General features: G+C 74.8%; 16 protein-coding genes. 13 read left to right on the top strand and 3 right to left on the bottom strand.

Annotation, left to right across the window (positions count from 1 at the left end; all coding sequences use genetic code 11):
* Positions 1 to 17: 17 nt before the first annotated feature.
* Positions 18 to 485, bottom strand: coding sequence for a hypothetical protein (locus ACYVQV_RS05640; RefSeq protein WP_461022287.1), 468 nt, complete (start codon positions 483 to 485; stop codon positions 18 to 20).
* Positions 486 to 704: 219 nt separating this feature from the next.
* Between ACYVQV_RS05640 and ACYVQV_RS05645 the strand changes: the two genes are divergently transcribed.
* From ACYVQV_RS05645 to ACYVQV_RS05670, 6 genes are all read left to right on the top strand, one after another.
* Complete coding sequence (locus tag ACYVQV_RS05645; protein ID WP_461022288.1) at positions 705 to 3,407, top strand: DNA translocase FtsK; 2,703 nt, start codon at positions 705 to 707, stop codon at positions 3,405 to 3,407.
* A gap of 22 nt (positions 3,408 to 3,429) precedes the next feature.
* Positions 3,430 to 4,962: a 30S ribosomal protein S12 methylthiotransferase RimO gene (gene rimO / locus ACYVQV_RS05650; RefSeq protein WP_461022289.1), complete on the top strand. Its 1,533-nt coding sequence runs from the start codon at positions 3,430 to 3,432 to the stop codon at positions 4,960 to 4,962.
* Positions 4,959 to 5,603 carry a CDP-diacylglycerol--glycerol-3-phosphate 3-phosphatidyltransferase gene (gene pgsA / locus ACYVQV_RS05655; protein ID WP_461022290.1) on the top strand — a complete coding sequence of 215 codons (645 nt, stop codon included), beginning with the start codon at positions 4,959 to 4,961 and terminating at the stop codon, positions 5,601 to 5,603. The genes rimO and pgsA overlap by 4 nt, the downstream gene beginning before the upstream one ends.
* 80 nt (positions 5,604 to 5,683) lie before the next feature.
* On the top strand, positions 5,684 to 6,154 hold the full coding sequence (locus ACYVQV_RS05660; protein ID WP_461022376.1) for a CinA family protein: 471 nt from the start codon (positions 5,684 to 5,686) through the stop codon (positions 6,152 to 6,154).
* A 286-nt stretch (positions 6,155 to 6,440) separates the two neighbouring features.
* The gene (locus ACYVQV_RS05665; RefSeq protein ID WP_461022291.1) at positions 6,441 to 7,967 is read left to right on the top strand and encodes a S8 family peptidase; all 1,527 of its coding nucleotides are present in this window, start codon (positions 6,441 to 6,443) and stop codon (positions 7,965 to 7,967) included.
* A gap of 417 nt (positions 7,968 to 8,384) precedes the next feature.
* Positions 8,385 to 8,693, top strand: a complete 309-nt coding sequence (locus tag ACYVQV_RS05670; RefSeq protein ID WP_461022292.1) for a helix-turn-helix domain-containing protein — start codon at positions 8,385 to 8,387, stop codon at positions 8,691 to 8,693.
* Between the two features lie 121 nt (positions 8,694 to 8,814).
* Here ACYVQV_RS05670 and ACYVQV_RS05675 read toward each other — a convergent pair whose 3' ends face one another.
* Both ACYVQV_RS05675 and ACYVQV_RS05680 read right to left on the bottom strand, forming a co-directional pair.
* A complete protein-coding gene (locus tag ACYVQV_RS05675; RefSeq protein WP_461022293.1) occupies positions 8,815 to 9,732 on the bottom strand; it encodes a DNA-formamidopyrimidine glycosylase family protein in 918 nt (305 codons plus the stop codon).
* Positions 9,719 to 14,776 (bottom strand): ATP-dependent helicase, encoded by a 5,058-nt coding sequence (locus ACYVQV_RS05680; RefSeq protein ID WP_461022294.1) that lies wholly within the window; start codon positions 14,774 to 14,776, stop codon positions 9,719 to 9,721. The genes ACYVQV_RS05675 and ACYVQV_RS05680 overlap by 14 nt, the downstream gene beginning before the upstream one ends.
* Positions 14,777 to 14,858: 82 nt before the next feature.
* Here ACYVQV_RS05680 and ACYVQV_RS05685 point away from each other — a divergent pair, with 82 nt between their 5' ends.
* The 7 genes from ACYVQV_RS05685 to recA all read left to right on the top strand — a co-directional run bounded on the left by ACYVQV_RS05685 (position 14,859) and on the right by recA (position 22,384).
* Entirely contained in the window at positions 14,859 to 15,593 is a 735-nt protein-coding gene (locus ACYVQV_RS05685) for an N-acetyltransferase (protein ID WP_461022295.1), read from the top strand.
* A gap of 64 nt (positions 15,594 to 15,657) precedes the next feature.
* Positions 15,658 to 15,894: a DUF3046 domain-containing protein gene (locus ACYVQV_RS05690; protein ID WP_461022296.1), complete on the top strand. Its 237-nt coding sequence runs from the start codon at positions 15,658 to 15,660 to the stop codon at positions 15,892 to 15,894.
* A complete protein-coding gene (locus tag ACYVQV_RS05695; protein WP_461022297.1) occupies positions 15,884 to 17,230 on the top strand; it encodes an MFS transporter in 1,347 nt (448 codons plus the stop codon). Before ACYVQV_RS05690 ends, ACYVQV_RS05695 begins: the two co-directional genes overlap by 11 nt.
* Before the next feature lie 177 nt (positions 17,231 to 17,407).
* Positions 17,408 to 18,346: an ABC transporter ATP-binding protein gene (locus ACYVQV_RS05700; protein WP_461022377.1), complete on the top strand. Its 939-nt coding sequence runs from the start codon at positions 17,408 to 17,410 to the stop codon at positions 18,344 to 18,346.
* Positions 18,346 to 19,185: an ABC transporter permease gene (locus tag ACYVQV_RS05705; protein WP_461022298.1), complete on the top strand. Its 840-nt coding sequence runs from the start codon at positions 18,346 to 18,348 to the stop codon at positions 19,183 to 19,185. Before ACYVQV_RS05700 ends, ACYVQV_RS05705 begins: the two co-directional genes overlap by 1 nt.
* Positions 19,185 to 20,027 carry an ABC transporter permease gene (locus tag ACYVQV_RS05710; RefSeq protein ID WP_461022299.1) on the top strand — a complete coding sequence of 281 codons (843 nt, stop codon included), beginning with the start codon at positions 19,185 to 19,187 and terminating at the stop codon, positions 20,025 to 20,027. The genes ACYVQV_RS05705 and ACYVQV_RS05710 overlap by 1 nt, the downstream gene beginning before the upstream one ends.
* Positions 20,028 to 20,257: 230 nt before the next feature.
* A complete protein-coding gene (gene recA / locus ACYVQV_RS05715; protein ID WP_461022300.1) occupies positions 20,258 to 22,384 on the top strand; it encodes an intein-containing recombinase RecA in 2,127 nt (708 codons plus the stop codon).
* Positions 22,385 to 22,636: the final 252 nt, after the last annotated feature.

Consider the following 22,636-nt stretch of genomic DNA (forward strand, 5'->3'; position numbering starts at 1 on the left):
GGGCCGTCGCCCGGCGCTCACGTCCACCACCCGCGCCGTGGCCGACCCGCCGCGGGGCTGCACGTCCACGCGGCGAGGGCCACGGCGCCACCCACCACCACGACCCCCAGGACGACGTGCACCGACAGCACGCGCGTCCACCCGAGCACCATCTGCACGCCCTCCAGGCACCACAGCACCACCGCCGCGGCCGTCGGCCACCCCGCACCGCCCCGGGCCCAGGTCAGCCCCGCCGCTGCGACGACGACCGCGGCCGCGCCCGGCAGCAACGACCCGTTCACCCCGTGCGCGGCGACCCAGTCGAACCGGCCGTCGAGGTAGCCGCCGATGAGCACGGGCTGGGCCAGGGCCAGCAGCGCGTGCGCGACCGCGACCAGCGCGAGCAGGAGCCGGCTCGTCCGGGGCCCGCGGCGTGCGGCCGGCGACCGCCGACCGGACCCGGGCGCCAGCCCCGGCGTGGACGGGGGGAGAGGTGACGTGACCACCCACCCAGCCTCGGCCGCCGGGGGGCCCGGCGGAACGCGGCCAGCCACCGCAGCGGTCTCGCGCCCGCCCCCGTCGTGGAGGTGGGGCGGTCCCCACCCCGCGCTGTCCCGTCAGGCTGTCCCGTCAGGCTGTCCCGTTCGGGCGGTCCCGTCGGGGCGTGCGGCGTGTGACGGCTGTGAATCCCGGGACCCGTGGGGTCCGCGCGGTAGCGTGGCCGCATGGCCAGCCGCACCTCCACCCCGGCGCGCCGCACGGGCCAGGGGGCTCGCGGCGGTTCGACGAAGTCCACCCGCGGGTCCTCCCGCCCGGCCGGGCGCAAGCCCGCCACGTCGAAGGGCGCCGGCCTGCCCCTGCCGCTGCGGGCGGCACGCGGCGCGTGGATGGGCTGCGCCCACGTCGTCGGCGGGACGGCCCGCCGGATCGGCAGCGGTGCCCGGGACCTCGACCCCGCCCACCGCAGGGACGGCGCGGGCCTGGTCCTCGTCGCCCTCGCCGTCGTCGTCGCCGCCCGCGAGTGGTGGGGTCTCGAGGGCTCCTTCGGTGACGTCGTCCACGCCGTCGTGGCGGGCACGTTCGGCCGGGTCGGGCTGGCCGTGCCGCTCCTGCTGCTGCTGGCCGGGGTCCGGCTCATGCGCCACCCCGAGCGGACCCAGGCGAACGGCCGGATGGGTGTCGGCCTGTCGGCCGTGGTGGTCGCGGCCAGCGGCCTGACGCACGTCGCCGGCGGCCTGGCGTCGCCGTCGGACGGCGCCGACGCCATGCGCGCCGGTGGCGGCATGATCGGCTACCTGGTCTCCTCCCCGCTGGCGGCCGCCGTGACCGTCTGGGTCGCCGTTCCGTTGCTGGTGATGCTCGGCTTCTTCGGCGTCCTCGTGGTCACCGCCACGCCGGTGCACGCCATCCCCGAGCGGCTGCGGGGCCTGTACCACCGGCTCACCGGGCACACCGAGCCGGAGGCCGAGCCGGTCGCCGACGACGCCCCGACCCAGCCCCTGCGGCGCGGCCCACGTCGCCGTCGCGTCGGTGCCGCCGCCGGCACCGGGTCCGGTGACGAGGCGTTCGAGCAGGCCGTGCAGGTCGTCCCCGACAAGCGGTCCGGGCGCACGGGCGGCCGCGCGGGCGCCGCCGACGCGGCCGACGGCGCGGACGGCGGTCCTCGTCCGGGGGAGAAGCGGCCCGTGCCAGGTCTCGTCGTCCCCGGTGGATCCGGCGCTCCCGCAGGGGAGACCCAGGGCAAGGCGGCGGCGAAGACGCCGTTGGAGGCCCCGCCCACCCAGCCCCTGCCCCAGCGCGTGGAGCAGCTGGCGCTCGCCGGTGACGTCACGTACACCCTGCCCCCGAACGAGGTGCTCGCCCCCGGGTCGCCGCACAAGGCCCGCAGCGCGGCGAACGACCGCGTCGTCGAGGCGCTCACCGGCGTCCTGGAGAGCTTCGACATCGACGCGCAGGTGACCGGGTTCAGCCGCGGCCCGACGGTCACCCGGTACGAGGTCGAGCTCGGGCACGGTGTGAAGGTCGAGCGCGTCACCGCGCTCAGCAAGAACATCGCGTACGCCGTGGCCAGCGCGGACGTGCGGATCCTGTCGCCGATCCCAGGCAAGTCCGCCATCGGCATCGAGATCCCCAACACCGACCGGGAGACGGTCTCGCTCGGCGACGTGCTGCGCAGCCAGGCCGCCCGGGGCAACCACCACCCGATGGTGATGGGCGTCGGCAAGGACGTCGAGGGCGGTTACGTCATCGCCAACCTGGCGAAGATGCCGCACCTGCTCGTCGCCGGGGCCACCGGCGCGGGCAAGTCGAGCTTCGTGAACTCGATGATCGTCTCCATCCTCATGCGGTCCACGCCCGACGAGGTGCGGATGGTCCTGGTCGACCCCAAGCGGGTCGAGCTCACCGCCTACGAGGGCATCCCGCACCTGGTGACGCCGATCATCACCAACCCCAAGAAGGCGGCGGAGGCGCTGCAGTGGGTGGTCCGCGAGATGGACACCCGGTACGACGACCTCGCCGCGTTCGGCTTCAAGCACGTCGACGACTTCAACAAGGCCGTCCGGGCGGGCAAGGTCCAGCCGCTGCCCGGCAGCGAGCGCAAGATCGCGCCGTACCCCTACCTGCTGGTCATCGTCGACGAGCTCGCCGACCTGATGATGGTGGCCCCGCGCGACGTCGAGGACTCGATCGTGCGGATCACCCAGCTGGCCCGAGCCGCCGGCATCCACCTGGTGCTGGCGACGCAGCGGCCGAGCGTCGACGTCGTCACCGGCCTGATCAAGGCGAACGTGCCGAGCCGGCTGGCGTTCGCCACGTCGTCGCTGGCGGACTCGCGCGTCGTCCTCGACCAGCCGGGCGCCGAGAAGCTCATCGGCCAGGGGGACGCCCTGTTCCTGCCGATGGGTGCGTCGAAGACGATGCGCGTGCAGGGCGCGTGGGTGACCGAGTCCGAGGTCAACGCCGTCGTCGAGCACGTCAAGACCCAGCTCAAGCCCGTGTACCGCGAGGACGTCACCGTCGCCGCCGCCAAGAAGCAGGTCGACGAGGACATCGGCGACGACCTGGACCTGCTGCTGCAGGCCACCGAGCTCGTCGTCACCACGCAGTTCGGCTCGACGTCGATGCTGCAGCGCAAGCTGCGCGTGGGCTTCGCCAAGGCGGGCCGGCTGATGGACCTGCTGGAGTCGCGGGGCGTCGTCGGCCCGTCCGAGGGTTCCAAGGCCCGCGACGTCCTGGTCAAGCCGGACGACCTGGCGGCCACGCTGGCGCTGCTTCGCGGCGAGGAGCCGCCCGCCGCGGCCGACGACGGCGAGGTGGCGGCCGCTGACGGCGACCGCTACGGGGATGACGTCGTGGGTGACCAGTTCGACGCGTCGGCGCAGGAGTCGCAGTCGCAGGACGCCTGGGAGCTCACCGGGCGGGGCTGACCGCTCGCGTAGCCTGTGCGCCGTGTCGACCCCCCAGCCGCCGACCCCGGCCGCCACCGCCACCGGCGGTCCCCCGTCGTCGTCGCCGTCGTCGCCGTCCCGGTCCGTCGCCCTCGTCACGCTCGGGTGCGTGCGCAACGAGGTGGACTCGGAGGAGCTGGCGGGACGGCTGGAGGCGGCCGGCTGGCGGCTCGTCGACGACGCCGCCGAGGCGGACGTCGCGGTGGTCAACACGTGCGGTTTCGTCGAGCAGGCGAAGAAGGACAGCGTCGACGCCCTGCTCGAGGCCGCCGAGCTCAAGGAGCACCACGACGGTGCGCGCACCAAGGCCGTGGTCGCGGTCGGCTGCATGGCCGAGCGGTACGGAACCGAGCTCGCCGACTCCCTCCCCGAGGCGGACGCCGTGCTGGGCTTCGACTCCTACGCCGACCTCTCCTCCTCGCTGGACGCGGTCCTGCGGGGGGAGCGGCCCGCCTCGCACGTGCCCCGCGACCGGCGCACGCTGCTCCCGGTCAGCCCGGTCCGGCGCCAGCAGGCCTCCGGCGCGCTGGTCGTGCCCGGCCACGGCTCGGTGGCCGAGCCGCTGGCGGCCCAGGTCAGCGGACCGGCGTCCGGTCCCCGCGTGGTGCGACGCCGGCTGGACGGGCGGCCGTGGGCACCGCTGAAGCTCGCCTCGGGCTGCGACCGGCGGTGCACCTTCTGCGCCATCCCCGCCTTCCGCGGCTCGTACCTGTCGCGCCGGCCGGCGGAGGTGCTCGAGGAGGCCCGCTGGCTCGCGGCCGAGGGGGTGCGCGAGCTCTTCCTGGTCAGCGAGAACTCCACGTCCTACGGCAAGGACCTGGGGGACATCCGCCTGCTCGAGGCGCTGCTGCCCGAGCTGGCTGCCGTCGAGGGGGTGGACCGGGTCCGCGTGTCGTACCTGCAGCCGGCGGAGGTGCGACCCGGCCTGCTCGAGGCCATCGCGGGCACCGACGGCGTCGCGTCCTACTTCGACCTGTCCTTCCAGCACAGCGCCCCCGACGTGCTGCGGCGGATGCGCCGGTTCGGGTCCACCGACCAGTTCCTCGACCTGGTCGCGCGGGTGCGCGCCCTGGCGCCGCAGGCCGGCGTCCGCTCCAACGTGATCGTGGGCTTCCCGGGGGAGACGGAGGCGGACCTGGAGGAGCTGCGGCGCTTCCTGGTCGAGGCCGAGATGGACGTCGTCGGCGTCTTCGGGTACTCCGACGAGGACGGCACGGAGGCCGCGGGCCTCGAGGGAAAGCTGCCCGAGCACGAGGTCGCGGCGCGGCTGGCGGACGTCACGTCGCTGGTGGAGGAGCTGACCTCGCAGCGCGCCGAGGCGCGGGTGGGCACCGAGGTGCTCGTCCTGGTCGAGGAGGTCGACGAGGACGGCGTCGCGTGGGGTCGCGCCGAGCACCAGGGGCCGGACGTCGACGGCGTGACCTCGCTGACCGCCGCGCCGTCCGCCCCGGAGGCCGTCCACGGGCCCGGGGAGCTCGTCCGCGCGCGAGTGGTCGCCGCCGAGGGGGCCGACCTCGTGGCGGAGGTCGCGTGAGCGCGCCGGGACCGACACCGGCGTCCGACGCGCCGAGCGCCTGGAACGTCGCCAACGCCCTGACGGTGCTGCGGATCGCGCTGGTGCCCGTGTTCGGGCTCCTGCTCGTGCACGACGGCGGTGAGGACCCGGCGTGGCGGCTCGGCGCGTGGCTGGCGTTCACCGCGGCGGTCCTCACCGACCGGTTGGACGGCGACCTGGCCCGCCGCTACGGGCTGGTGACGGACTTCGGGAAGGTGGCCGACCCGATCGCGGACAAGGCCCTGGTGGGTACGGCGCTCGTCCTGCTGTCGTGGCTGGGCGAGCTGCCCTGGTGGGTGACGGCGGTGGTGCTGCTCCGCGAGCTGGGCATCACGCTGCTGCGCTTCGTGGTCATCCGGCACGGCATCATGCCCGCGTCTCACGGCGGCAAGATCAAGACCGTGCTGCAGACGGTGGCGATCGGGCTCTACCTGCTTCCGCTGCGCTCGTGGTTCGGTGGGTGGGCCGTCGACGTGGCGTGGTGGGTGATGCTGGTCGCGGTCGCCGTGACGGTGGTGACCGGGGTCGACTACGTCGTCCAGGCGGTGCGCATGCGTGCAGGCAGTGACCGGACGGCGGCCAAGCGCGCCGCCAGGGCCGCCGGTCGTGACGGGGCGTGACGGAGCCGGTGCAGGAGTCGGTGCAGGAGTCGGTGCAGGAGTCGGTGCAGAAGTCGGTGCAGAAGTCGGTGCAGGAGTCGGTGCAGGAGTCGGTCGTCCGGACGGCGGCGGCTGCTGGGCTCACCGTCGCGGTGGCCGAGTCGCTGACCGCCGGGCTGGTCGCGGGCGCCCTCGCCGACGTCCCGGGTGCCTCGGCCGTCCTGCGTGGCGGCGTGGTGGCCTACGCGACGGACCTGAAGTCCGACCTGCTGGGCGTGCCGGCCGGCCTGCTGGCCGAGCGTGGCGCCGTGGACGGCGACGTGGCCGCGGCCATGGCTGCTGGGGCGCGTTCCAGGCTGCGCAGCGACCTCGGGGTCGCCACCACGGGCGTCGCCGGCCCTGACCCGCAGGACGGGGTCGACCCGGGGACCGCGTTCGTGGCCGTCGCGTGGCCCGGCGGCGGTACGGTCCGGAGGCTGGAGCTCGACGGTGACCGGGCGTCGGTGCGCGCAGGCGCCGTGAGGGCTGCGCTGGAGCTGCTCGACGAGGTGCTCGGGCAGCTCTCGCCGTGATCCGGCGGCCACCGAGCCCCGGCTGCGGAGTGTGACAGGCCAGTCACAGCTCGCCCTGACGGAGCGTCACGTCCTCTGACCCTGAGTGCTGTGAGAGCGTGTCCACCACTGTCCGTTTCGCCTGACTTAGCAGCGTTAAATCTGGATTTCAAGACTGTCATAGATGACGATCCGGGGTCTAACGTCCCTCGCGGCTGAGGGCACCCGGCCCGCAGTCGAACTCCAGGAGGCAGACGTGAGAAGAAGGTCGCGAAACGGCGCCCTCGCAGCGGGTACCCTCGCCGCGTTGGCGCTGGTCGCTCCGGCGGCGACCGCGCTGGCAGCACCTGCCGGCGAGGCCGAGCTGGCACCGCTGATGGCCACCGACTCCCCGAACGCGGTCAAGGGCAGCTACATCGTGGTGCTCAAGGACCAGCACCTGAGCCTGGGCGCCCGGCAGGCGTCCGAGACCGTCACGGCGGCGGCCGACCGGGCCGAGGAGGCCGGTGTCGAGGTCACCCACAAGTACACGACCGCCATCCGCGGCTACGCCGCCGAGATGACGGACGCCGAGCTCGCCGAGGTGCGCAAGGACCCGGCCGTCGACTACGTCGAGGCCGACCAGGTCATGAAGGTCGCCGGCAGCCAGTCGAACGCCACGTGGGGTCTCGACCGCGTCGACCAGCGCAACCTGCCGCTCAACCGCACCTACACCTGGACCCCCACCGGCTCCGGGGTCGACGCGTACATCATCGACACGGGTGTGCTGACGTCGCACCAGGAGTTCTCCGGCCGCACCGCCTCCGGGTACTCGGCCGTCAACGACGGCCGCGGGACGACCGACTGCAACGGCCACGGCACGCACGTCGCCGGCACCGTCGGCGGCACCACCTACGGCGTCGCCAAGGGCGTCACGATCATCCCGGTCCGTGTCCTGGGCTGCGACGGCTCCGGCTCCAACTCCGGTGTCATCGCCGGCATGGACTGGGTCGCCAACAACGCCAGCGGCCCGTCCGTCGCGAACATGAGCCTCGGTGGTGGCGCCTCCACCGCCACCGACGCGGCGGTCAACCGCATGGTCAGCGCCGGCGTCACCGTCGTGGTCGCCGCGGGCAACGAGAACCAGAACGCCTGCAACGTCTCGCCGGCCCGGGCGCCCGCCGCCCTGACCGTCGGCTCGACGACCAACAGCGACGCCCGCTCGAGCTTCTCGAACTACGGCAGCTGCGTCGACGTGTTCGCGCCGGGCTCGAACATCACCTCGGCCTGGTACACCTCGAACTCCGCGACGAACACCATCAGCGGCACCTCGATGGCCTCGCCGCACGGCGCCGGCGTCGCCGCGCTCTACCTCCAGGGCGCCCCGAACGCCTCCCCGGCGACCGTGAACAACGCGATCGTCAGCACCTCGACTCCGAACGTGCTGTCCGGCGTCGGCTCCGGTTCGCCGAACCGGCTGCTGTACTCCCTGCTGAGCGGCGGCGGTGGCGGCGAGCCGACCCCGACCCCGACCCCCACCCCGACCGACCCGCCGTCCGGCGACTGCTCGGGCACCGTCACCGGCTCGCTGTCCGGCGCCCGTGACTCGGACGTCTACACCTACACCGTGTCCGGCTCCGGCCAGCACTCCGGCTGCCTGACCGGCCCGTCCGGGACCGACTTCGACCTGTACCTGCAGAAGCAGAGCTGGTACGGGTGGACCACCGTGGCGCGCGGCATCAGCGGCAGCTCCACCGAGAACGTGACCTACAACGGCACCGCGGGCAACTACCGCTGGGTCGTGCAGTCCTACAGCGGCTCCGGCAGCTACACCCTGAAGTACGGCATGCCGTGACCCGTGGTGCGCTGACGCTCCGCGCCGAGACGTCGTCGGAGTAGGAGCGGCACCACCGACCCCCGGTCGCCGTCGGCCCAGCGACAGCAGGCGGACGGTCCCACCGACCGAGGACGGACGCCCCACCCGCACCGCGGGTGGGGCGTCCTGCGTCTCGGTGCGGACATCTCGCGATGGGCAGCGATTTCCCACGGTCTCTCCCGCGGCCGCCACGGCGTCCCCGCGATGGACGGCCGTCTCAGTGGGTGGTCGGCACGGTGCCCGCGGAACAGCCTCGGCCCGCGGGCCGTTGGACCCGACGTGGTTGATCCGTACAGGGCATCTGGGGGCTCCGAGCGGCGCGTGCTCGCCGCGCGAGGGTACGGTGGTGGGCACGCCCTGGGGAGCCGGGGACCGACGCGGGAGGGAGGCCCTGACGTGGTGCTGCTGCGCCGTGAGATCGGCGACGTCCTGCGCGACGCCCGCAACCGCCAGGGCCGCACGCTGCGCGAGGTGTCCGCCGCCGCCCGGGTCTCCCTGGGGTACCTGTCCGAGGTCGAGCGCGGCCAGAAGGAGGCCTCCTCCGAGCTCCTGGGCTCGATCTGCGGCGCGCTCGAGGTCCCGCTGTCCCTCGTCCTGCGCGAGGTGAGCGACCGCGTCGCCCTCGCCGAGTCCGTCACCGTCCCGGACACCGTCCCGCCGGAGTTCACCGAGGACGTGCAGGGCGACCTGTACAGCGTCGTCTGAGTCGTCTGAGTCGTCTGAGTCGTCTGAGTCGGCTGAGTCGGCTGAGTCGGCTGAGTCGGCTGGGTCCTCCGGGTCGTCGCAGTGGTGTGGGCCCCAGCGTCGTGACGCGCTCGTCCCCGCGTCACCCGCGGGGCGCGTACCCGCCGGGCCCTCGCGGGCCGCGTCGCCGGGTGGGGGCGGCCGCCGGTGTCGGCTGCGGCTGCCACCCGGCGGGAACGGGCTGGCACCGGGGGCAGTGGAACGCGACCCGGTCCTGCGGGGCCGCCCCGATGGGGTCGACGCGCACGGGGGTGCCGCAGCGGCGGCAGGGCCGTCCGGCGCGCGGGTGCACCCAGCTGGTGCGCCCGGGCCGCAGGTCGCCGGTCGTGGCCTGCACCGGCCGGTCCGCGTTCACGCCGAGCATGCGGCGCGCGACGTCGACGACGGCGCCGAGGTCGACGTCGCGCACCGGCGCCCACGGGCTGACGCCGCGCACGAACAGGCTCTCGGCCATGTAGTAGGTGCCGATGCCGGCGAGGTTGCGCTGGTCCAGCAGCGCCTCGCCGACGGCGCGGTCGGGCTGCCCGGCCAGGTTGGCCAGCGCCGTCCGCCTCCCGCGGTCCTCCCAGTCCTCGGCGAGGACGTCCGGACCGAGGTGACCGACCACGTCGGCCTCGGCGTCCGTGCGGACGAGCTCGAGGACCCCGAGCCGGTGACCGACCGCCGTCCAGACCGCGGTGGCGAGCACCGCGCGCACGCCGTCCTCCGGGCGGCGGGGGCCGTCCGCGCCCCAGCCCCGCCCGGTGCGGTGCACGTGCCACGACCCCTCCATCCGCAGGTGGCTGTGCAGCGTCACAGGCGGTTCGTCAGGCCGGTGCAGGGGCGGGGTCATCCGCGTGAGCAGGTGCTTGCCGACGCTGCGCACCTCGGTGACCCGCCAGCCGGTCAGGTCCACGGTGGCCAGCGACGGCCACCTCAGGTCGCAGTGGACGAGCTCACCGCCGGCCAGCGCGGAGTGCAGCCGGCGGGCGGTACGCAGGACGACGTCACCCTCGGGCACGGCCCGGTCCCGTGCCCGGTCGCATGCGCAGGCCGCGCGGGGTCGCGTGGAAGCCGGCCGCCTCGAGGGCCTCGGCCAGCGGGCCGCCGGTCAGGACGCCCTCGCCGTCGGCGCGCTGGACGGTCAGCCGACCGAGGGCGCCGTCCCGCACCGCTCCGGCCAGACCGTCGGCCGCGCCTCGCAGGACCGTCGGGTCGTCCGTCCACGACAGCAGCGACCGCCCCCCGCGCTCGACGTACAGGACGAGGTCCCCGTCGACGAGCACCACCACGGCGCCGGCCTTGCGACCGGGACGGTGACCCACCGTGCCGTCACCGGCGGCCGGACGCTCGGGCCAGGGGAGCGCGGCCCCGTAGGGGTTCGCCGGGTCGGCGGCGGCCAGGACGACGGCCGGCGGCACGACCGCGGACCGGGCGCCCCCGTCCGGTCGGGGCGAGGGTTGCTCCCACCACACGTCGGGGCCGGGGCCGGCGGACCGACCCGGGTCGGGTCGTCGTGGGCCGCCACCTCGCCCGTCCGGGGCAGGCGGCCCCGCCCAGGGCCCCTCGTCGGCGGCGGCCCGGCTGCCGGGCCGTCCACCCACGGGACGCGCCGACGCGCGCAGCCGGTCCACGGCCCCGGTGGAGGCGAACTGCGACGCGCCCAGACCCTCGACGAAGTACCCCCGCCGCACCCGGCCGGCCTCCTCCATCGCCGCGAGCACCCGGTACACGGCCGCGAAGCCGCCGACGACCCGCTCCGCGCCGACGCTGCCCCGGGTCAGGACCCCGTACCGGTCGAGGAGCACCTCGGCCGTGGCGTGCGCCCGCAGGGTCGCGTCCTGCTCGGGCGGGGGCAGCAGCGACCAGCGGCCGGCGGCGGACGGCGGGCCGGAGCGGCTCGGCACGACCGCCCGCCCGGCCTGCCGCCCGGCGGCGCCACCGGCGAGCCCGCGCAGCCCGCCGCGGCCGGGCCGGGCGTAGCGCGTCCGGGGTGCGGACGGCGCGCGGCGGTGGGTGACCCGGCCACCGGTCAGGCGGGCGCGAAGCGGCGCCAGGGTGTCGTTGGTGAGGTGCCCGGCCCAGACGAGGTCCCACAGCGTCTCGGTGAGCGCGGCGTCGTCGGTCGACCCGACCGCGTCCGACAGCGCCCTGAAGAAGTACGCCCCCCCGCCGGCGAGGGCGTCCAGGACCGCACGGTGGGCGTCGGTCGGCTCCAGCGCGGTCTCCGGCTCGGGCAGCGTGAGGGACGCGGTGTCGGCCAGGTGCAGCGACACCCAGCCGTCGTCACCGGGCAGCGCCCCGTGCCCGGCCCAGAGCACCTCGCCGGAGGCGGTGAGCTCGTCCAGCAGAGCGGGGGAGTAGTCCCGGACGCGCGCGGGGAGCACCAGGGTCTCCAGCCCGCTGGCGGGCAGCACCGCCCCCGCGAGCTGCTCCACCACCCGCACCAGGCCGTCCACCCCGCGCAGCCCGCCGCGTCGCCCGCCCTGCCCACCGCTGCGCCCACCGCCATTGCCGCCGTCCGCGCTGCCGCTTGTCGACACCCCCTGCCACGCCGGTAGGAACGTGGCCAGGTCCTGCGCGGGGACCGGCTCCACCTCTGCCCGCAGCGCCGCGAGGGACCGACGGCGCAGCACCCGCAGCACCTCGGCGTCGCAGTAGTCGAGGGCCCCCGGGGCGGAGGGCTCGACGCCGGGCAGGACGCCGCGGACCGCGTCCGGGAGCAGCTCCCCGGAGGCCACCCGGCCGGTCGCCTCGAGCCGGCGGAGGGCGTCGGTGACCACGGCGACGCCCAGGCCGTACCGATGCGCGACCTGCGGCGCCGTGAACGGCACGTGGGTGCGCGCGTAGCGGGTGACCAGGTCGCCGACCGGGTCCGGAACGGGTTCGGTGAACGTCTCGGCGACCCCCACCGGCAGGGGCGTGCCGAGGGCGTCGCGCAGGCGCCCGGCGTCCTCGACGGCCGCCCAGCGCGGTTCGCCGGCGACCCGCACGGCGATCACCCGGCGGGACTGCTCCAGGGACGCCAGCCAGCCCGCCACCGCCGGCTCGTCGGACAGGCTGCGCTGCGCCACCTCGCCGGTGGACAGCGGACCCAGCACCCTCAGCAGGTCCGCGACGTCCTCGGCGTCCCGGGCCCGCCGGTCCTCCGCGAGGCGCTGCAGCTCCCCGTGCGTGCGCAGCACGGCCTGCGGGTCCAGCAGGTCGGCGAGGGCCGCTCCCTCGCCGCGGCCGAGCAGCTCCGCGAGCAGCGACGGGTCGAGCGCGAGCGCCGCGGCCCGCCGCTCGGCGAGCGGGCTGTCACCTTCGTAGAGGAACTGCGCGACGTACCCGAACAGCAGGCTCCGCGCGAACGGGGACGGCTGCTGGGTCGTGACGTCGACGACCCGCACCTGCCGGGCGCGCAGGTCGCGCAGCAGGCTCACGAGGCCCGGCACGTCGAAGACGTCCTGGAGCACCTCGCGGACCGTCTCCAGCACCACCGGGAAGGAGGGGTAGCGGCTGGCGACCTCGAGCAGCTGCGCGGCCCGCTGACGCTGCTGCCACAGCGGTTGCCGGCGGTCCGGGCGCCGGCGCGGGAGCAGGAGGGCGCGCGCCGCGCACTCGCGGAACCGGGCCGAGAAGAGCGCCGACCCGCCGAGCTCGGCGGTGACGAGCTCCTCGACGTCCTCGGGCTCGAGCAGCAGCGCGTCGGTGACGTCCGGGGGCTCGCCGCCCTCCAGCTCGAGGTCTGGCAGGCGCAGCACCAGGCCGTCGTCCGCCGGCATGGCCTGGACGTCCACCCCGTGCTTCTCACGCATCCGGGCGGCGACGGCCAGCGCCCACGGGGCGTGCACCTGGGCCCCGAACGGGGAGTGGACGACGACCCGCCAGTCGCCGAGCTCGTCGCGGAACCGCTCGACGACGAGGGTCCGGTCGTCGGGCACGTGCCCGGTGGCGTCCTGCTGCTCGCGCAGGTAGGCGAGCAGGTTGTCCGTCGCCCAGGTGTCCAGGCCCGCCTCGGCGACGCGGTGGCGGGCGACGTCCCCGTCGAGGCCGCCCGGTCCCGCGGCCAGCTCGCGCACGAACCCGCCGATGGCCGCGCCGAGCTCGGCGGGCCGGCCGAGGGAGTCCCCGTGCCAGAACGGCAGCCGGCCCGGCTGGCCGGGGGCGGGGGTGACGAGCACCTGGTCGTGGGTGATGTCCTCGATCCGCCACGAGCTCGCGCCGAGGGTGAACACGTCACCGACCCGGGACTCGTAGACCATCTCCTCGTCGAGCTCGCCGACCCGGCGCCCCGGTCCCTCGCCGGTGGCCAGGAAGACGCCGTAGAGCCCGCGGTCGGGGATCGTGCCGCCACTGGTGACCGCGAGGCGCTGCGCCCCGGGACGCGCGGACAGCACGCCGGCGACGCGGTCCCACACGAGCCGGGGGCGCAGCTCGGCGAACTCCTCGCTCGGGTAGCGGCCGGCCAGCATGTCCAGCACGGACTCCAGCACCCCGCGGGTGAGGGTCGCGAACGGCGCGGCCCGGCGCACGACGGTCTCCAGGTCGTCGACCGGCCAGTCGTCCATCGACGTCATGGCCACGACCTGCTGGGCGAGGACGTCCAGGGGGTTGGACGGCACCCGCAGCGCCTCGATCCGCCCGGCGCGCATCCGCTCCGTGACGACGGCCGTCTGGACGAGGTCGCCGCGGAACTTCGGGAACAGCACGCCGCGGCTCACGGCGCCGACCTGGTGGCCGGCCCGGCCGATCCGCTGCAGTCCGGAGGCCACGCTGGGCGGGGACTCGACCTGGACGACGAGGTCGATCGCGCCCATGTCGATGCCGAGCTCGAGGCTGGACGTCGCCACCACGGCGGGCAGCCGCCCGGACTTCAGGTCGTCCTCGATCAGCGCGCGTTGCTCCTTGCTCACCGACCCGTGGTGCGCGCGGGCCAGCACGGCCGGCGCCCCCACGGACGCACCCGCCTGCGCCATGACCTGCGCCGGCGCCACGGACCCGGGGTCGGGCAGCGCCTCGGCGTCCTCCTGCCGCTGCGCCCAGACCTCGTTGAGACGGGCGGTCAGGCGCTCGGCGAGACGGCGGGAGTTGGCGAACACGAGCGTGCTGCGGTGGGCGGTCCCCGCGGCGCCCCCGCCGGCGGCCTCGACACCTCCGTCGGGGCCCTGCGTGACGAGGTCGACCACCCGCTCCTCGACGTGCGGCCAGATGGACGCCGTGCGCGGCGCCCCGGCCGCCGGGCCGGTGAGGTCGTCCGTCTCCTGGCCCAGCTCGCCCATGTCGGCCACGGGGACGACGACCCGCAGGTCGAAGACCTTCGTGGACGGCGGCTGGACCACGGCCGTGCGCCGCCCGCCGTCCGCCGGCGCCCGGGAGCCCGCGAGGAACCGGGCCACCTCGTCGACCGGCCGCACCGTCGCGGACAGCCCGATCCGCTGCGCGGGCCGGTCGAGCAGCGCGTCGAGACGCTCCAGCGACAGCGCCAGGTGCGCGCCGCGCTTGGTGCCGGCCACGGCGTGCACCTCGTCGACGATCACCGTCCGCACCCCGGCCAGCGCCTGCCGGGCCTGGGACGTCAGCAGCAGGAACAACGACTCGGGGGTGGTGATCAGCACGTCCGGCGGCGTGCGGGCGATCGCCCGGCGCTCGGCCGCAGGCGTGTCTCCGGACCGCATCGCGACCCGGACCTGCGGCTCCGGGTGGCCCAGGCGCAGCGCGGCGTGCCGGATCCCGGTCAGCGGGGCGCGCAGGTTGCGCTCCACATCGCTCGCCAGCGCCTTCAGCGGTGACACGTACAGGACCCGGCACCGGTGCAGCGGGTCCTCGGGGACGGGGGAGGTGACCAGGCCGTCGAGGGCCCACAGGAACGCCGACAGCGTCTTGCCCGACCCCGTGGGCGCCACGACCAGCGCGTGCTCGTCGCGAGCCACGGCGTCCCACGCCCCGAGCTGCGCGGCGGTCGGCTCCGCGAACGACTGGGTGAACCACTCCCGCGTGGGCGCGGAGAACCGGCCCAGGACCGCGGCCGGGTCGAGGGCCGCTGCGGCGACGGGTGCGGCGTCGGGTGCGGAGCCGGTCACGGCGCGATCGTGTCAGGCGACGCCGACAACGGCGCGCCGGAGACCCGCTGGCCGCGAGCGCGCCGCGGGTACCGTCGGCCGCATGCAGGTCGTCACCCTCGCAGAGCGCCCGGACCTCGCCGACCGGGTCTTCGACTTCCCCGGCGCGTGGCCGGAGCACATGATGCACGACCCCACCGCCGAGCTGTACTACGAGGACGTCCTGTCGGCGCTGCCCCAGCACGTCCTGCTCGCGGTCGAGGACGGCGCCGCGGTGGCGAGGGCGTTCACGGTGCCGCTCCGGCACGACCCCGGGCCCGCCGAGCTGCCCGACGACGGCTGGGAGTGGGCGATCCGGTCCGGTGCGCGCACCCGGCTCGAGGGCTGGACGCCGAACCTCGTGTCCGCGCTGGAGATCACCATCCAGACCGGCCACCGTGGACGCGGCCTGGCGGCGGTGCTGCTCGAGGCGATGCGACGCAACGTGCGCCGGCTGGGTTTCGACGACCTCGTCGCGCCCGTGCGACCCAACGGCCGCGGCGCGTCCGTGGACGAGCCGATGACCGACTACGTCGCGCGCACCCGCGACGACGGGCTGCCGGTCGACCCGTGGCTGGGGGTCCACGTGCGGGCGGGCGGCACCGTCGTCGGCGTCGCCCGCACGTCCATGGTCATCGCGGGCGCCCTCGACCGCTGGCGGGAGTGGACTGGCCTGCCCTTCGACGCCACGGGCCCGGTCCGCGTCCCAGGTGCGCTCGTCCCCGTCGACTGCGACGTGCGCCACGACCGGGCCGTGTACGTCGAGCCCAACGTGTGGGTCCACCACCGCCTGACCTGACGCCCGCGCCCCGAGCTCGCCGCCGGCTCGCCGTGCGGGGTCCGGCCCGTGGCACCCTGTCCCGGTGAGGCACAGCGACTTCTGGCGCCTGATGGAGGACGAGTTCGGACGGGCGTACGCGCGCTCCGTCGCCTCCGACCAGGTGATCGGCGCCCTCGGTGGCCGGACCCCCCACCAGGCGCTGGACGCCGGCGTGCCACCGCGCGAGGTGTGGCACGCGGTGTGCGACGCCATGCACGTCCCGGCCGAGCGGCGGCTGGGTGCCGACCCCGAGGACCGGAGGCGCCGCGGTGCCCGCTGAGCCCGCCCCGACCTCGGACGCCGACCCGGCGACCCGGCTCCAGGCGACCACCGCGGTCCACCAGCGGCGGACCGTCCGCACGCTCGTCGTCAGCCAGGTCCTCGGCGGCGTGGGCGTCGCGGGCGGCATCACGGCGGGGGGCCTGCTCGCCGAGGAGGTCTCGGGGTCGACCTCCGTGGCCGGCCTCGCGCAGACCGCGACCGTCCTGGGCGCCGCACTGCTCGCGGTGCCCCTGGCGCGCGTGGCCGCCGCCCGGGACCGCCGGGCCGCGCTCGCCGGCGGCTACGCCATCGGCCTGGCCGGCGCGCTGCTCACCCTGCTGGCGGCCGTCGCGGGGTGGCTGTGGCTGGTCCTCCTGGGGTCAGCCCTCTTCGGCGGGGGCACGGCGTCCAACCTGCAGGCCCGCTACGCCGCGACCGACTCGGCGACCCCGGCCACCCGGGGGCGGGCCCTGTCGGTGGTCGTCTGGGCCACGACGGTGGGCGCCGTCGCCGGACCCAACCTCGTCGGGCCCGGCGCCGCCGTCGCGGACGTCCTGGGGCTGCCGAGGCTGGCCGGCCCCTACCTGTTCTCGGTGGTCTCCTTCGCCGCCGGGGCCGCCGTCGTGCTCGCGCTCCTGCGCAGCGCGCCCGCGGCGGACCCGGACGGGGCGTCCGGCGCCTCGGGTCGCGCCGCCCGCGCTCCGGGGCCGCGCCTGCTCGTCGTCCTCACCGAGGTGTGGCGGGTGCCCCGCGCCCGGCTGGCGGTGACGGGCATCGCCGCCGCCCACGCCGTCATGGTCGGTGTCATGGTGATGACGCCCGTGCACCTCGGCCACGGCGGGGCGACGCTGACCGTCGTCGGCGTCGTCATCAGCCTGCACGTCGCCGGCATGTACGCCGCCAGCCCGGTGATGGGCTGGCTGACCGACCGGCTGGGGCCGGTACGTGCCCTCGGCGCCGGCTGCGTCGTCCTGCTGACCTCGCTCCTCCTGGCGGCGACGAGCCCGGGCGCCCCGGGAGCACCGGGTGAGGAACTGGGGCACGTCGACTACGGCTCCGAGCCGGTGCAGGTCGCGGCGGCGCTGACGCTGCTGGGACTGGGCTGGTCCGCGTGCGTGGTCGCCGGCTCGGCACTGCTCGCCGAGGCGGCGCCGGAGCCGGTCCGGGTCCCCGCCCAGGGCGCGTCGGACATGGTGATGGGCCTGGCCGGTGCCGGCGCGGGGGCGCTCGCAGGCCCCGTGCTGGCAGCCGCCGGGTACGGCCGGCTGAGCCTGCTCGCCGGGCTGCTGCTGCTCCCCGTGCTGACGCTGGCGGTCGTGCTGCTGCGTGGGCGGCGCGCGGCCACGCCGCTGTGAGCGGCCACGCGGGCGGGCGAGGGGCCACCGGTAACGGGTGCGGGTGGAAACCCGGTCGTCGACGGTCGGGGGCGGTCGCTAGCGTGGTCCGACGTGCCAGACAGCCACGGTGGGACCACGTCAGCCGCGCCACCAGCCGGGCCGGGTGAGCCGGGCCCGGACGCCCGCCGCGGCTCCGTGGGGGACGACGTCCCCGCACCGTTGATCGACGCGCGCGGGCTCACCAAGCGCTTCGGTGACTTCACCGCGGTCGCCGGCATCGACGTGCAGGTGCAGCCGGGGGAGTCGTTCGGGTTCCTCGGTCCGAACGGGGCCGGCAAGAGCTCGACGATGCGCATGGTCGGCTGCGTCTCCCCGCCGTCCGGAGGCACCCTGCGCATCCTCGGTCTCGACCCGGCCACGGACGGCCCGGCGATCCGGGCGCGGCTGGGCGTCGTCCCGCAGCGCGACACCCTCGACGAGGAGCTGACCGTCGAGGAGAACATCTGGGTGTACGGCCGGTACTTCGGCCTGTCCCGGTCCGTCGTCCGCGAGCGGGCCGCCGAGCTGCTGGAGTTCGCCCAGCTGTCCGACCGGGCGGGGTCCAAGGTCGAGCCGCTGTCGGGCGGCATGAAGCGCCGCCTGACGATCGCCCGCTCGCTGGTGAACTCGCCGAGCATCCTGCTGCTCGACGAGCCGACGACCGGGTTGGACCCCCAGGCCCGGCACGTGCTGTGGGACAGGCTCTTCCGGCTCAAGCGGTCCGGGGTGACCCTCGTCCTGACGACGCACTACATGGACGAGGCGGAGCAGCTGTGCGACCGGCTCGTCGTCATGGACCACGGCCGGATCGTCGCCGAGGGCTCGCCGCGCTCCCTGATCGAGCAGCACTCCAGCCGCGAGGTCCTCGAGCTGCGGTTCGCCGCGGACGACCACGCGCCGTTCGCGACGCGGGTCGAGGGGCTGGCGGAGCGGGTGGAGGTGCTGCCGGACCGGCTGCTGCTGTACGTGCCGGACGGCGACGCGGCCGCGACCGCGGTGCACGAGCGCGGCCTGACCCCGCTGTCGAGCCTGGTCCGCCGCTCCACCCTCGAGGACGTGTTCCTGCGGCTGACCGGCCGGACGCTGGTGGACTGATGGCCACGACGACCCACGCGCGGCCGGTCACCGCGCCCGCACCCGGCGGCCCGCGCGGCGGCGGCTGGCGGTCCGCGTTCGAGTTCTGGTGGCGCACGTACCTGCGCACCTGGCGGGGGAGCGTCTTCACGGGGTTCCTGTCGCCGCTGCTGTACCTGGCGGCGATGGGGTACGGACTCGGGGCCCTGGTCGACCGCGGCGACGCCGGCGGGGTGCTCGTCGCGGGTGAGGTCGTGCCCTACGTGCTCTTCGTCGCGCCGGGGGTGCTGGCCGCGACGGCCATGCAGGCGGCCGTGGGGGAGGCCACCTACCCGGTCATGGGCGCCATCAAGTGGCAGCGCCAGTACCACGCGATGATCGCCTCCCCGCTCGGCGTGCAGGACGTCGCCCTCGGGCACCTCGCGTACCTCGTGGTGCGGGTGGCGATCACCTCCGCCGTGTTCGTCGCGGTGGCCGCGGCGCTCGGGGCGTTCGCGTCGTGGTGGGCGCTGCTCGCCCTGCCGGCGGCGGTCCTGACGGGGACGGCGTTCGCCGCGTCGGTGTACGCGTTCGCCACCGCCCAGGAGAACGACCAGGGCTTCAACGTGCTGTTCCGCTTCGTCGTCACGCCCATGTTCCTGTTCTCGGGGACGTTCTTCCCCGTCGACCAGCTGCCCGGCTGGCTGCAGCCCGTCGCCTGGGTGACGCCGCTGTGGCACGGCGTCGAGCTGTGCCGCTCCCTGACGCTCGGGACCGTCGAGGTCGGGCCGGCGGCGCTGCACGTGGCCTACCTGCTGCTGTGGGTCGCCGGCGGCGTCGCCGTGGCGCTGCGTTGCCTGGGCCGGAGGCTGGTGGACTGATGAGCGCAGGAGCACCTCCGGCGGCGGCCCGCGGCGGGGCCGTCCACCAGCTCGCCCGCGCGCTGCCGCTGCCGGCCGGCGCGGGGATGGCGCGGATGCTCGTCGAGCGCAACGCCCGCGCCTTCCGGCGGATGTGGGTCACCGTCGTCAGCGGCTTCTTCGAGCCGGTGTTCTACCTGTTCGCCCTGGGCGTCGGCCTCGGCGCGCTGGTCGGCGAGGTGGCCCTCGGGGACGGGACCTCGGTGCCGTACGCGGTCTTCGTCGCCCCGGCGCTTCTGGCGTCCTCGGCCATGAACGGTGCCGTGTACGACTCGACCTTCAACATCTTCTTCAAGCTCAAGTACGCCAAGCTCTACGACTCGGTGCTCGCGACCCCGCTCGGGCCGCGGGACGTCGCGGTGGGGGAGATCGGGTGGGCGCTGCTGCGCGGCCTGGTCTACTCGGTGGCCTTCTTCGTCGTCGCGGTGCTGGCCGGGCTGGTGACGTCGTGGTGGGCGGTGCTGGCGCTGCCCGCCGCGTCCCTCATCGGGTTCGCCTTCGCGTCCGTGGGGATGGCGGCCACGACCTTCATGCGGTCGTGGGTCGACTTCGACTACGTGCAGCTGGCGATCCTGCCGATGTTCCTGTTCTCGGCGACGTTCTACCCGCTGTCGACGTACCCCGACGGGCTGCAGTGGGTCGTGCAGGCCACCCCGCTGTTCCACGGGGTCCAGCTGGTCCGGGACCTCATGCTGGGCCAGCTGCACGCGGGGCTGCTGTGGCACGTCGGGTACCTCGTGGCGATGGGGCTCGTCGGGCTGGTCGTCGCCGGCCGCCGGCTCGAGCGGCTGCTGCTCTCCTGACCCCACCCGCGGTCCTCCCGGCCCACCCGCCGGTTCGCGACACGCCGGGCGCCGGACTGGACCTCGAACACCTGTTCGGTACTGTGCTGTCCACAGGTGGCGGGTCGAGGCCCTCCCCGTCCACAGGCAGCGCGTGGCGAGCACCCGCTGTCGGTGGGGACCCGTAGCGTCGTCCACGACGACACGACGACTTGATCCGGCGAGCGCGCCGGCGACCGTGAGGTAGGGACATGCCAGCTCCTGCAGACCGCGAGAAGGCCCTCGACACCGCTCTCTCGCAGATCGACCGCCAGTTCGGCAAGGGCTCCGTGATGCGCCTGGGCGACGACATCCGGGCTCCCATCGAGACCATCCCCACGGGGTCGATCTCCCTGGACGTCGCCCTCGGCATCGGCGGTCTGCCCCGCGGCCGGGTCGTGGAGATCTACGGCCCGGAGTCCAGCGGTAAGACGACGGTCGCGCTGCACGCCGTCGCCAGCGCCCAGAAGGCCGGCGGCATCGCCGCCTTCATCGACGCCGAGCACGCGCTCGACCCGGAGTACGCCAAGAAGCTCGGGGTCGACACCGACGCCCTGCTGGTCAGCCAGCCGGACACCGGTGAGCAGGCCCTCGAGATCGCGGACATGCTCATCCGCTCCGGTGCGCTCGACATCATCGTCATCGACTCCGTCGCGGCGCTCGTGCCGCGGGCCGAGATCGAGGGCGAGATGGGCGACAGCCACGTGGGCCTGCAGGCCCGGCTGATGTCCCAGGCGCTGCGCAAGATCACCGGTGCACTCTCCGCGTCCAAGACGACCGCGATCTTCATCAACCAGCTCCGCGAGAAGATCGGAGTCATGTTCGGGTGCTTCTCGTACAACACCCGCGTGACCCTGGCGGACGGCAGCACGGAGAAGATCGGCAAGATCGTCAACCAGCGCCTGCCCGTCGAGGTGCTCACCTACGACGCCGCCGCCGACCAGGTGGTCGCCCGCCCGATCACCAACTGGTTCGACAACGGGCCGACGGAGAGGTTCCTGCAGTTCACGGTGGCGAAGTCCGGTGGCAACGGTCGTTCGCAGTTCGCCGCGACGGAGAACCACCTCATCCAGACCCCCGGTGGGTGGCGTGAGGCAGGGGAGATCCTGGCGGGTGACCGCGTCGTCGCCGCCGAGAAGGTCCGGCTGAGCGACCAGCAGTGGCAGGTCGTCCTCGGTGGTCTGCTCGGTGACGGGCACCTCGCCCCCAACCGTCGCGGACGTAACGGCGTCCGCTACCGGATGGGTCACGGGGCCAGGCAGGTCGAGTACCTGGACTGGAAGGCCTCGCTGCTGGGCAACATCCCCCAGTCGCGGTCCGAGCGAGCCGACGGTTCGGTGCACGTCGACCTGACGCCGCTGCCCGAGCTCGGCGAGCTGCGCGAGGTCATGTACTGGGGTGACGGCAAGAAGCACGTCACCGACGACGTGGTCAAGGCCCTCACGCCGCTCGCGCTGGCGATCTGGTACATGGACGACGGCTCCTTCGCCTCGCGATCGAAGGGTCTGCAGGCGCGCACCGAGGGCGGTAGCGGACGGATCCAGATCTGCGTCGAGGCCCTCAGCGAGGGCTCCCGCGAGCGCCTGGCCGACCACCTGCGCGACACCTACGGCGTGGAGTGCTCGCTCCGGCTCGCCGGCAAGCGGCAGAAGGCGGTCCTCACCATGACGCGTGCCGGCACCGACGCCTTCATGGAGGTCGTCGCCCCGTACGTCCACCCGTCGATGGCCTACAAGCTGCTCCCGCGCTTCCAGGACCGGTTCGCCGTGCAGCCCGAGTTCGTGGCGCCGGCGGAACGCCTGGTGCCGACGCGGGTCCTCGACGTGAAGGTCAAGCCGCCGACGCGCTCGATGCACCGCTTCGACATCGAGGTGGCGGGGACGCACAACTACTTCGTCGACGGCGTCATGGTGCACAACAGCCCCGAGACGACCACCGGTGGTAAGGCGCTGAAGTTCTACGCCTCGGTCCGGCTGGACGTCCGCCGCATCGAGACGCTCAAGGACGGCAGCGAGCCGGTCGGCAACCGCACCCGCGTGAAGATCGTCAAGAACAAGCTCGCTCCGCCGTTCAAGCAGGCCGAGTTCGACATCCTCTACGGCCAGGGCATCTCGCGTGAGGGCGGCCTGATCGACATGGGCGTCGAGCACGGCTTCGTCCGCAAGTCGGGCGCCTGGTACACGTACGAGGGCGACCAGCTCGGGCAGGGCAAGGAGAACGCGCGGTCGTTCATGCGCGACAACCCGGACCTGGCCGACGAGCTGGAGAAGAAGATCAAGGAGAAGCTGGGGGTCGGCCCGCGCGTCGACGCGCCGGCTGAGGCGCCGGTCGAGTTCTGAGGTCGATGACACCCGAGGACCAGCACGGTCACGACGACCCGCTCCCTTCCACCGACGAGGTGGGGGAGCGGGTCGTCCCGCGCGGTGACGGCGGGTCCCGGCGGGCACGGCGCAACGGTGGGCGACGTCGTGACGACGGTCGCCGCCGAGCCGGTCGGGGTGCGAGCGCACCCGACGCCGGTCCGTCGGTCGACGGTCCGTCGACCGCCGGTCCGTCGGTCGACGGTCCGTCGGGCGACCCGGCGACGGACG

Source organism: Thalassiella azotivora, assembly GCF_054781695.1.

Excerpts from the sequence above, each read along its gene's own strand:
- ACYVQV_RS05685 (WP_461022295.1), top strand. The coding sequence starts at position 14,859 with ATGCAGGTCGTCACCCTCGCAGAGCGCCCGGACCTCGCCGACCGGGTC.
- ACYVQV_RS05645 (WP_461022288.1), top strand. The coding sequence starts at position 705 with ATGGCCAGCCGCACCTCCACCCCGGCGCGCCGCACGGGCCAGGGGGCT.
- ACYVQV_RS05705 (WP_461022298.1), top strand. The coding sequence starts at position 18,346 with ATGGCCACGACGACCCACGCGCGGCCGGTCACCGCGCCCGCACCCGGC.
- recA (WP_461022300.1), top strand. The coding sequence starts at position 20,258 with ATGCCAGCTCCTGCAGACCGCGAGAAGGCCCTCGACACCGCTCTCTCG.
- ACYVQV_RS05710 (WP_461022299.1), top strand. The coding sequence starts at position 19,185 with ATGAGCGCAGGAGCACCTCCGGCGGCGGCCCGCGGCGGGGCCGTCCAC.